Origin of the sequence: Paenibacillus sp. GCM10027628, assembly GCF_042676385.1 — a bacterium.
In the GTDB taxonomy this organism is placed as follows: domain Bacteria; phylum Bacillota; class Bacilli; order Paenibacillales; family NBRC-103111; genus Paenibacillus_E.
In genome coordinates this window covers 37,739-46,768 of record NZ_JBHTHA010000039.1, presented here as the reverse complement: position 1 = coordinate 46,768, position 9,030 = coordinate 37,739, and the positions used below count along the sequence as shown (strand labels likewise).

Genomic DNA, 9,030 nt, shown 5'->3' with positions numbered 1-9,030 from the left:
CCGAACGGTACGTACGGTGGTGTAAGAGGTCGGGGGCTAGCCGCCCCCTCCTACTTAATTACTGATAAGGTGCGCTTATAGCTCCGAGCTCATACCTTTGTGTAGCTGGTATCGTATCGTTTAGGATAGAGATTGTTCGCCTTTTTCATCGGTCGAAAGCTTGTAGACGCGGATCTGCTCATGATCATCAATCGTGGCCAGCGCCACCTTGCGTTCTTGATGCATAGCGCGTAACTTGGCTTTTAGCCACTTGTTGTCTTTGCCAAGCTGACGGAGAACCTTTTGGTTGGGGGTGCCTTCAATGATGATCGGTCGTACAAGAGAGAATGCTGCTGTACGTACGTTCATATCGGCGGCAGTCGCCGGTTGATGCTGAGGTGCTACGAAAATTGAGATCGTCCCGCCAGGTTCCCAAAGGGCAAGAGCGACTTTCTGAATATTTTCGACTTGCTGTTTGCGCAGCTCGGAGAACAGGTGGTCCAAGGATATTTTCGCTTTGGACAGGTTGCTCATACGGATCTGCCCGTTTTGAATGAGTGTGATTGGCGCCGGATCCAAGAAATGCTTGAGGGCATTCCACTTCAGGCTCAACCACGAAGTCAAGAGATAGAGCACTACGAGTACGGTGGTTGTGATCATGGGTCCGGATAAGCCCACATGTGCATCTGAGAGCGGATTGGCAATAATGTCGCCTAAGATAAGAGCTGTGGTGAAGTCAAGAAAGCGAAGCTGCGAAATGGAACGCTGCCCCATCAGCTTTGTCGCGATAAGCAAAAACAAATAACCGATAACCGCACGCAGAATCCATTGGATCATTGTAAGTGATTCCTGGTTGTGGAAGAAATCCATTGCTGTCACACCCTGGCTTGTATTGGAAAAGCCCAATTAACGTGCCCGGTTATTTATGTTTTTATTCGTCTTGGAACTGCTCGGCTTGCGAGCTGGAATTCGCCGCACGGCTATCCATTCTTAACTGCTGCCTCGATCGTTTGCTTCATAACTTCGGCTCCCCGATCTACGCGCATCCGGATTTCTGTGGCCAGCTCATTGGGCAGAAAATCGGTGATCCAGACAAGCCGACTGCAGCTGTCGCTCTCGGCCAAGACCTGGAAAGTAGCATGATGATGCTCAAGTGGCATACGCCCCTCGACCACTGCATACGCCAGCCTACGTGCTTCATCATCCAGGCTAACGATAAGTTCACGCACGGTTCCACCGTTAGGGAGGGTAAGGATTCGGTTATTACCATCCAGGTGTGTATCAACGGTATAGCCGGGAACGAATCGCCGATGGACCGCGCCGACGTCGCGTACCGCATCCCACACTTGCTCGGGTTTGGCCTCAATGATGATTTCTTTGCGAATAGTAGCCATTCACTTTACTCCTTCTATCATCTTATTGAACTTAACGCCTAGTTTTTGAATTGAACAAATTCCTCTGGGTTGGATCGGATGTACGAACTGATTTGTTGTAAATAATCGGGAACGGTATTTTGAAACTTTTCAAATAAAGGAGTGATTTTTGCTTGAAGCTCAATTTTGTCTTCGGAACTAATCTCATTAGTCCTAGCTTTGAGTATCCCAGCGGTTTCCTCAAGCAGTCGTATCATAGAGGTATCACCAAAAAATCGCAAACCATCGATGATGCCAACCCAGTAATTAGGCTGTTCGAGCAAGTACGATATCCATGAATAATAATCAACTGCTGAATTCGTTGCAGGGTACAGGAGTCTAAACATGAACAATGCTTGTTGCCCGCTATTCAGTTGTGAGATCACCTGCGACTTCACTGCAGGATCTTTCCCGCGAACTTGTAGAACGGTCGGCTCCATGCACGACATAAAGAGTTCCACATCCCCAAATGACTCCCAATCCTTTCGATCCATTTCCACTACCATAATCAAATCACTCTCCTTACTGTCATCATATTTTTGATTGAGTTATAAGTCAATATAAAAAGTAAAAAAATTTAGTGTGGCCTAAATAAAGACACGGACGATTCGACCACCTGAACCAGAACCTTCTTCAACTGCTCTTTCAGCCCTGTTTCCGAAATTCCTTCTGCTATAAGTTCTTGCTGAACCTGATCCAAATAATTCATTCCCTGGGACACGGACCCCCAGAATTGCATCGCCATCAGACTAGCGTCACCTTGCCGAATTGTGCCTTGCGTGATGCCTTTTTCAATGGCTTGAGTCATCGGATTCATGAAGTTTTTCACCCACTCGAATGGAGAAAACTCTTCAGGCGCGTACAAGTGATGCAAATCCAAGCTGATCCGCATGTAAAACCGCTGGGTTACCGGGCTTTCCATAACGCGTTCACAAACGATACGTGCATAACCGTAGAATAGCTCGAACGCAGACCCCTCTTGCTCAAAGTAGGTCCTCGTATAGCGCTTGGATTCCTCCATCATATATTCATAAAGCTCACGGAACAAAGTCTTCTTATTCTTGAAATAATAGTAAACCAGCCCGTGCGCAAGCCCGGCTTGATCCGCAATATCCCCCATCTCAGACGCAGCGTAGCCTTTATCGACATAAACACGAATAGCAGCCTGTAAAATTTCTTGTTTACGCTGCTTCCGAATGGCTTCATTTTGTTCTCTAGTACGAGGAGACATGACAGTACTCACCCTTTTATTTTGACTTTGATATTAGTCGAAATTATAGAGAACAATGATCCGGATTGTCAACCGCGGGTTCCCTCTGAATTCATTGGAAAAGATACAATAGTTTTCTTAGGTATTCCGTTTCCAGAATTCTTACAACCGACATCCAACTTTTCACAGCAGCGTTAAGTCAGTCAAATATCAAAGAAAATAAAGTATTAGAAGCGCAATCATGGTTTGAACGAAGGATATGTTCGAAAAATCATACATAAATACCTTTTAAACAGCAAATTCCATAATTCTGTGTGAAAATTCATACAGATTAGTGCTTTTTTAAGAAAAGAGTATAATTCTGTTCGATAATTCATACAGATTCGTTCTTGTTTCGATAACTTTACCATACTTATTCCGTTCAACTGTACTGCCAGTTAGTCCAACAAGGCTGCCAATCGAGCTGGCAGCCTTGTCATGTTTAAACTATAGTACTCCGTTTAAAGATCTAATCATGTGATTCATTTCTTACCAATCAAAATTTTAAAGTCCATAGTGACTTGTTTCAGATTCATCTGTAAAACTTTTTCTATGCGCTCCTTAGAAGATCCCCAGGATAATGGCGTCATACCTAGCAATGGTTCGATTAAGGGTTCACTCAGGTTTACTTGATATCGAATGCTCTCAACATCTAATACCTTGAACTGTTCGTTGAAGTGGCTAGTTGTAAGAGAATTTGAATAAACCTGTTTATCTGACCCCTTATAAAAGATTTCTCTTAATTCTATTAGATAATCCTGGTCAGGGACGACTTTAACCACCAAACCATTATCACTAATCAATCTCTGGAATTCTAAATAATTTGCCGGTGAAAGAATATTTAAAATGTATTTGAATTGCTTACTTGCAAATGGACAGTTTGCAATGTCAGCGACACACCAGATCGCATTTGAATATCTAGCTGCGGCAATACTAATTCCCTCTTTTGAAATATCGATTCCTACAGCTAATAGAGCGTTGGGATTTTTCTGATTTATTTCTAACTGTATGTTATTTAAGTGAGACCCTTCTCCACAACCTGCATCCAGTATACTTATAAGTTCATTGCTTGCGTGTTGATTCATTATAATTTTACTTACCGCGACATGTAAGGGATTAAATAAGCCACTATTGCTGAGTAATCTTCTGTACTCGAAGATTTTTTTATCATATTTAGTACTACTACCTCGGGACAATAGGTTAACGTATCCATGCTTTGCTATATCAAAACAGTGCTGATTGCTGCAAACTAAACTTTGGAAATTAATCCCTTGCATCGTTTTTTTACACAATGGGCATCTAAATATCTCTTGATACTTTTCAATTTTCTCAGCACTAATCAACTTTTTATTTTTTTGGAACACAAAAAGCACCCCTTCATTCGTATTAGGTGAATGAAAAAAGGCACAGTCAAATAAGCCCTAGCAATTTTTAAAAAAATGCAGGGTTATGTGATCTGCACCTTACATTACCTATAACGAATGAATTGGATGATCATAGTTAAACTCTCCCTCATGCATTGCTTTAAAGCACTTTTATCTTAACATGTTTCACTTATGTGAAAAAGCATTAGTGAAGACTGCCCGTTACGCTAACTCATGATGTTTTCTTAATAATGCGGTAATACAGATAAACAGTTATGAAGTAAATTGGGAATAAAATTAGCCCGGCAAAAACAAAAAACAAAACAATAAAAATCTTATTACTTTCATTATCTGAATCAAAATTTATAAAACCATAAACAATCAAGATAATCCAGAGTATTGTTAATAAATATCCAACTCTATAAGGTAGATTCATTATTTTCACTTCCTTGAACAAACTGGTGTATATAAATATTAGACCGACCATTATCCTGCCCGTTACTTCAATATAAAAGGAACAGCAGCCGGCCCGCGGCAATCTGATCCCTATTTTGGACAATCCTTCTCCGTTAGTTTCACTAGCTTAAACAAAACTGCCCGCCAATGAAAAAGGGAGCTGCCGCCGGCGTGGCGAACTGCTCCCTTGCTTGTTCAACTATCGTATCCGTGAGTTGAACAATGTCTATTCCAAATAGCCAAATGCCCTGAGTTGCTTGTAGCGATTAACGGCCAGAATGCCTTTCCAATATCTCTTTGCAACTCGAAATTGTTCCGGAAAATCTGACCACCCCCACGAAATGTCCCAAATTCCTTCTTCAGACATTTGTTCAACAAAAAGATTGAGATTTTGTTCTACCAATGAACCGAATCTTTCGCATAGTGGATGGTCGGGTCCGTCAATATAATCAAGCGGGAGAGGTTTATAGCCTCCTGTCCATGTGGATGCATCCTTATCAACACTTTGTTCCGCTAACTCCATAACTTTTTCGGAAACGTCATTCAATGAATATTGAATTCTGACACTCAAAATGGCTTCATGGGGCTTTATTATTTTAAGCAAATGCTGAAAATTGTTAATTTCATGCCTGTCCATTTCAGCTCTGCTCATTAGATGTGTTACTGCCTTTTGGATTGAGTTCCAACCTAATTCCGCAGCTTCACTTTTCTCGGGAGACCAATGAATAAGAAAAGCAGCAAGTTCTGCACTGGGATTAAACATCCATTTTTCCTGAACACCCGGATGCCAATGCCACCAAGGAGCATGTGGATAATCGTTATTCTTAGGCAGCACGGAGTCCCACATTCCTGTTTTAATGTCATTTGTGTTTGTCAAGTAGCCAATCATCGACCCAACTGTTGGTTCATTAATGTCCGCGTTTATTTCCATTAGGATTTGCCCTGCAGCCCATGTGGCCATTGGTGATGAATGTGGCAACCAAAAATCAGGCTCTATGCCATGTCCGAATCCACCGTCCACATTTTGAAATGTTTGAAGCCGTGCAATAACACTTTCCCTGCTCCCATTTTCAAATTCGAATTCGAACCGAGCGCGCTCTAGTTCTCGCCCTTTTGACATTATGTATGTTTTTGCTTTTTCAAAGCGACTTTTAGAAATTCTGCGTGGAATATTCAATTCCATTTGCCTCCTGCAATGACTGTCATTAAAAATACTTGGAGATTCAGTTCGTTGCGCATTGCGAACTATCAAGACAGCCACTTCGCTTACTTAACCGCAATATAAATATCCACAACGGCTTCCTGCGGGTTGCTGGCTCTTTCATCGTAGAGCTCGAAGTCGCCCGTGTAAGCACGCTCGATGCCCCCCTGCTCCACAAATTCCCAAATGGCTGCCCAGCAGGCAGGCACATTTTGAAAAATGGGGCCTTTTTCGGTTGTGAAGATCGCATATGTCCCAGCGGGAATCGATGTTGCAGCGAGACCGGCCGGCACATCTGCGGTGTCAGCCGCCTTTAATCCAATTAACACGTTGTATGCGCCAGTGACGCCATTCTCATAATCTGTGTATACCTCAAAAGTTGGGCTATCCGGCATTGGATTGGGAACTTTCCGGCTTATTTGCTGCTGATAAAAGCTTTCCCATAGCTTCGGAATAGATCCGTGTCCGCCGGCTTCTAGGGCGTTGGAAGTTCTGGTCGAAATGCCTATGACTTGGAATTCTTTTAGATGTACAAAGGTTGGGTTAATCATAATCGCTCCTCGCTAGCCCAAGTCGTTTACACGAGCGGCTGCATGCCGCGATCCAGCCAATCCTCCCGGGTAGGACCGTAAATATCCGGCACCCGCAGACCGGCTTGGCGCATCAAGACGATCATCTCGCCCCGATGGTGGATCTCGTGGGAGATGAGGATGCGAAGCGTCAAGCCGTTGGGCCACATTTCACCATACATATCAACGGTTTCCGCTAAGGAGGCATCCGTCCATTGGGATCGGATTGCGTCAGTCAACCCTGCAGCTGCATGACGGTACGTTTCAGCGATGGTCCGCGCAGAGTCCGGCGCAAGCTCTTCGCCTTCAGGCGCTTCGAACTTAAGACCGGTGCGGGACAGCATTTCATGGGTGGTGGTGGCAATATGCCAGCCCAATTGTCCAAGTGTGCGGAAATCAGGCGCGATGCGCTGTTTGAGGGATGCGTCAGTGAGCGTGTCCAGTACACGCTGAGTAGCTTTAGATTCGTAACTCCATTCGTCAATAAAGGCTTGAATTGTCGTGAACATAAGGGGATTCCTCCTAAGAGTTAGTTAATTAACTTCATCTCCTACTATAACCAAGCCCCACTGACAACGTATTGTCAGGTTTGGATGGCATACATGTCTACGATTTTTTGTGCTTTATCTTTGATGATCTCAGCGATATGGGTCGGCTCCAAGATTCGCAAACCAGGACCATAGCTGAGCAGCATCCCATGAAGCCAAGGCTCATCCGGTTGAATGGCGGTAACAAGCAGCGAGCCGTCAGGCTGCTCAGCGATTTGATCCGCCTGGAAATAGTCCTCGGCTTGAGCGCGCATGTTCGGCTGTATATGCAGCACGAGCTTGACGCAAGCGGACAAATCTTTATGCTCCCAGCGGAGCTGTTCGACCGGTTGCTCTTTTTGCACGAACGTTCGGGTTAACACTTCAATCTCCTTCATGCGAGAAAGACGGAAAACGCGATAGTCCTGACGGAGTAAGCAAAATCCGTACAAATACCAGCCGAATCCTTTGACGACGATTCCCATAGGTTCCGCGGTACGCACAGAGACTTCGCTCTGTGAAGTTGTATATTGAAAGGAAACGAGACGCGATTCGCGGATTGCGGTGCGCAGGTGATTGAGTTTTTCCTTTTCGGCGTCTCCGCTGCGCCATGGGTTCAAATCGATGATCAATTGATTGCTCATGGCAGCGACGTTGTTTTGCTCGGATTTGGCCATGAGTGCGCCGACTTTATCGAGCAGCCCGCTGACCTCTTGGTCGCCGACTGTGGAACGGATCCCTTTTAACCCGACAATAATGGATTGGAGCTCCTCTAAAGACAGAAATTGTCGATCCAGCCGGAACTGATCCATAATCTCATAGCCGCCGCTATTCCCTGCATATGAAACAACCGGTATGCCGGCCTGATTAATCGCCTCGACGTCCCGGTATATGGTGCGCATGGATACTTCAAAACGGTCGGAAAGCTCCTTTGCGCTTATTCGTCTCCGGTTTAACAGAAGCATCGTAATCGCCAGCAATCGGTCAATTTTCAAACAAAGCACCTCATCCATTCATTTATTCTTAAACCTATTTTCGATTATTAAGGGCGAAATCCTTTCGGGGTCAATGCCTGCTCCGCATAGGTTATGGAAAAAAATGAAATAATAAGCTCGCTTTTAAATTCCAGACGAAAAGAGTGGGCGCTTTGTTTAGAAAAATCGCAAAAACTGTCCTGCATACCGCGGCGATCACCTTGCTATTGAGCAGCTTATCCTTGTGGGGAGCGGGCTTAGCTGTAGCTGAAGGAAACGATGAGTTGCCGTCTCCAGGGCCGAATGCGTCGCAGGGGCAGCTTCTGCAAGCCCGGGAGATCGATGTCACCGGCGACGGTAAGCTGGACACGGTCTCCTTGGTGGGCACGAAGATGGACAGCTCAAGCCCGTACTACGCCAAATTATTCATTGTCGTTTCAGGCCAAGGGCAAAATCAGGTGGTGATTCCGCTGGAAGGCGGCTACAATCCACGGATGATGTTCTGCGATTTTGACGGGAACAAATTGCCTGAGATTTATGTGTCGGCCGAAACCGGGGGCAGCGGCGGTCTATCTAATTACTATCTCTATTCGCTTAAGGATAACGTGCCGACGGCGATTCCGCTCCCCGATCCGCTCCACGTGACTGCAACGTTCAAGAACAATTACGTCGTCAAGTTGAAACTGAAGGAAACCGGCAAATCCTACAAAATCGACATCAAAGACAAGAAAGAGGATTACGATCGCTTCGGCGTGTACAAGGATGGCAAGGTGGTTAAACCGATCATCGTTGACGTCCATCCGTTTGGCGCGCTGCAACCTATCGTTGTCGAGCGCGACGGCGTCTGCGAGCTGAGAGGCGTTCAGCGGATTAGCGGCATCGCTAACGCCGATACCATCGGTTACGCGAACTCCATCTGGAAGTGGAAGGATGGCAAGTGGGTGCTGAAAGGCTCTTCCGTCAACAAAACCTTGGAGCCTAGTCATGGAGGGCATCATTAAAAATCGCCGTTGTATAAAATTATTCATACTCGGGGAGTCTATACGTTGCTGTTATTTTTAGGAAGGAGGTGTCGATGTGTCCAATCAAGAGAATCAGGCTCAGGCATCAAAAGCGGCCGTTCAGTCTACGGAGCTAAACAAATTACCTGTCCCAGGCGCAAGTGATACGGAGTTTTCCGCAGAGGAAGCGGCAAAGGCATTCCAAGGAAATCAATCGGCCAACAGTAGGTCTGAAGATGAATCATAAAAGAGGATAAATAAACAAAGCCCGGTTCCAATTGGACCGGGCTTTGTTGTG

Annotated in this window: 11 protein-coding genes; 2 read left to right on the top strand and 9 right to left on the bottom strand. The window is 45.2% G+C overall.

The features are described from left to right. Positions 1 to 120: 120 nt before the first annotated feature. The 9 genes from ACFQZT_RS26135 to ACFQZT_RS26095 all read right to left on the bottom strand — a co-directional run bounded on the left by ACFQZT_RS26135 (position 121) and on the right by ACFQZT_RS26095 (position 7,752). Complete coding sequence (locus ACFQZT_RS26135; RefSeq protein ID WP_379304740.1) at positions 121 to 816, bottom strand: DUF421 domain-containing protein; 696 nt, start codon at positions 814 to 816, stop codon at positions 121 to 123. 143 nt (positions 817 to 959) lie between these two features. Further along, the gene (locus ACFQZT_RS26130) at positions 960 to 1,373 is read right to left on the bottom strand and encodes an SRPBCC family protein (RefSeq protein WP_379304738.1); all 414 of its coding nucleotides are present in this window, start codon (positions 1,371 to 1,373) and stop codon (positions 960 to 962) included. Positions 1,374 to 1,411: 38 nt separating this feature from the next. Next, complete coding sequence (locus ACFQZT_RS26125) at positions 1,412 to 1,897, bottom strand: hypothetical protein (RefSeq protein WP_379304736.1); 486 nt, start codon at positions 1,895 to 1,897, stop codon at positions 1,412 to 1,414. A gap of 71 nt (positions 1,898 to 1,968) precedes the next feature. Then, a complete protein-coding gene (locus tag ACFQZT_RS26120; protein WP_379304734.1) occupies positions 1,969 to 2,622 on the bottom strand; it encodes a TetR/AcrR family transcriptional regulator in 654 nt (217 codons plus the stop codon). A gap of 500 nt (positions 2,623 to 3,122) precedes the next feature. Next, positions 3,123 to 4,004, bottom strand: a complete 882-nt coding sequence (locus ACFQZT_RS26115) for a putative RNA methyltransferase (protein WP_379304732.1) — start codon at positions 4,002 to 4,004, stop codon at positions 3,123 to 3,125. Positions 4,005 to 4,686: 682 nt separating this feature from the next. Continuing rightward, positions 4,687 to 5,637, bottom strand: a complete 951-nt coding sequence (locus tag ACFQZT_RS26110; RefSeq protein ID WP_379304730.1) for a hypothetical protein — start codon at positions 5,635 to 5,637, stop codon at positions 4,687 to 4,689. Positions 5,638 to 5,726: 89 nt separating this feature from the next. Then, positions 5,727 to 6,212 carry a GyrI-like domain-containing protein gene (locus ACFQZT_RS26105; protein ID WP_379304728.1) on the bottom strand — a complete coding sequence of 162 codons (486 nt, stop codon included), beginning with the start codon at positions 6,210 to 6,212 and terminating at the stop codon, positions 5,727 to 5,729. Positions 6,213 to 6,238: 26 nt separating this feature from the next. Beyond that, complete coding sequence (locus ACFQZT_RS26100; RefSeq protein ID WP_379304726.1) at positions 6,239 to 6,739, bottom strand: DinB family protein; 501 nt, start codon at positions 6,737 to 6,739, stop codon at positions 6,239 to 6,241. Positions 6,740 to 6,813: 74 nt separating this feature from the next. Next, positions 6,814 to 7,752, bottom strand: coding sequence for a helix-turn-helix transcriptional regulator (locus ACFQZT_RS26095; protein ID WP_460872406.1), 939 nt, complete (start codon positions 7,750 to 7,752; stop codon positions 6,814 to 6,816). 152 nt (positions 7,753 to 7,904) lie between these two features. Here ACFQZT_RS26095 and ACFQZT_RS26090 point away from each other — a divergent pair, with 152 nt between their 5' ends. Both ACFQZT_RS26090 and ACFQZT_RS26085 read left to right on the top strand, forming a co-directional pair. Continuing rightward, positions 7,905 to 8,732 (top strand): hypothetical protein, encoded by an 828-nt coding sequence (locus ACFQZT_RS26090; RefSeq protein ID WP_379304724.1) that lies wholly within the window; start codon positions 7,905 to 7,907, stop codon positions 8,730 to 8,732. A 76-nt stretch (positions 8,733 to 8,808) separates the two neighbouring features. Beyond that, positions 8,809 to 8,979 carry a hypothetical protein gene (locus ACFQZT_RS26085; RefSeq protein WP_379304722.1) on the top strand — a complete coding sequence of 57 codons (171 nt, stop codon included), beginning with the start codon at positions 8,809 to 8,811 and terminating at the stop codon, positions 8,977 to 8,979. The last annotated feature ends 51 nt before the right edge of the window (positions 8,980 to 9,030 follow it).

Excerpts from the sequence above, each read along its gene's own strand:
- ACFQZT_RS26135 (WP_379304740.1), bottom strand. The coding sequence starts at position 816 with ATGATCCAATGGATTCTGCGTGCGGTTATCGGTTATTTGTTTTTGCTT.
- ACFQZT_RS26105 (WP_379304728.1), bottom strand. The coding sequence starts at position 6,212 with ATGATTAACCCAACCTTTGTACATCTAAAAGAATTCCAAGTCATAGGC.
- ACFQZT_RS26120 (WP_379304734.1), bottom strand. The coding sequence starts at position 2,622 with ATGTCTCCTCGTACTAGAGAACAAAATGAAGCCATTCGGAAGCAGCGT.
- ACFQZT_RS26125 (WP_379304736.1), bottom strand. The coding sequence starts at position 1,897 with ATGGTAGTGGAAATGGATCGAAAGGATTGGGAGTCATTTGGGGATGTG.
- ACFQZT_RS26100 (WP_379304726.1), bottom strand. The coding sequence starts at position 6,739 with ATGTTCACGACAATTCAAGCCTTTATTGACGAATGGAGTTACGAATCT.
- ACFQZT_RS26130 (WP_379304738.1), bottom strand. The coding sequence starts at position 1,373 with ATGGCTACTATTCGCAAAGAAATCATCATTGAGGCCAAACCCGAGCAA.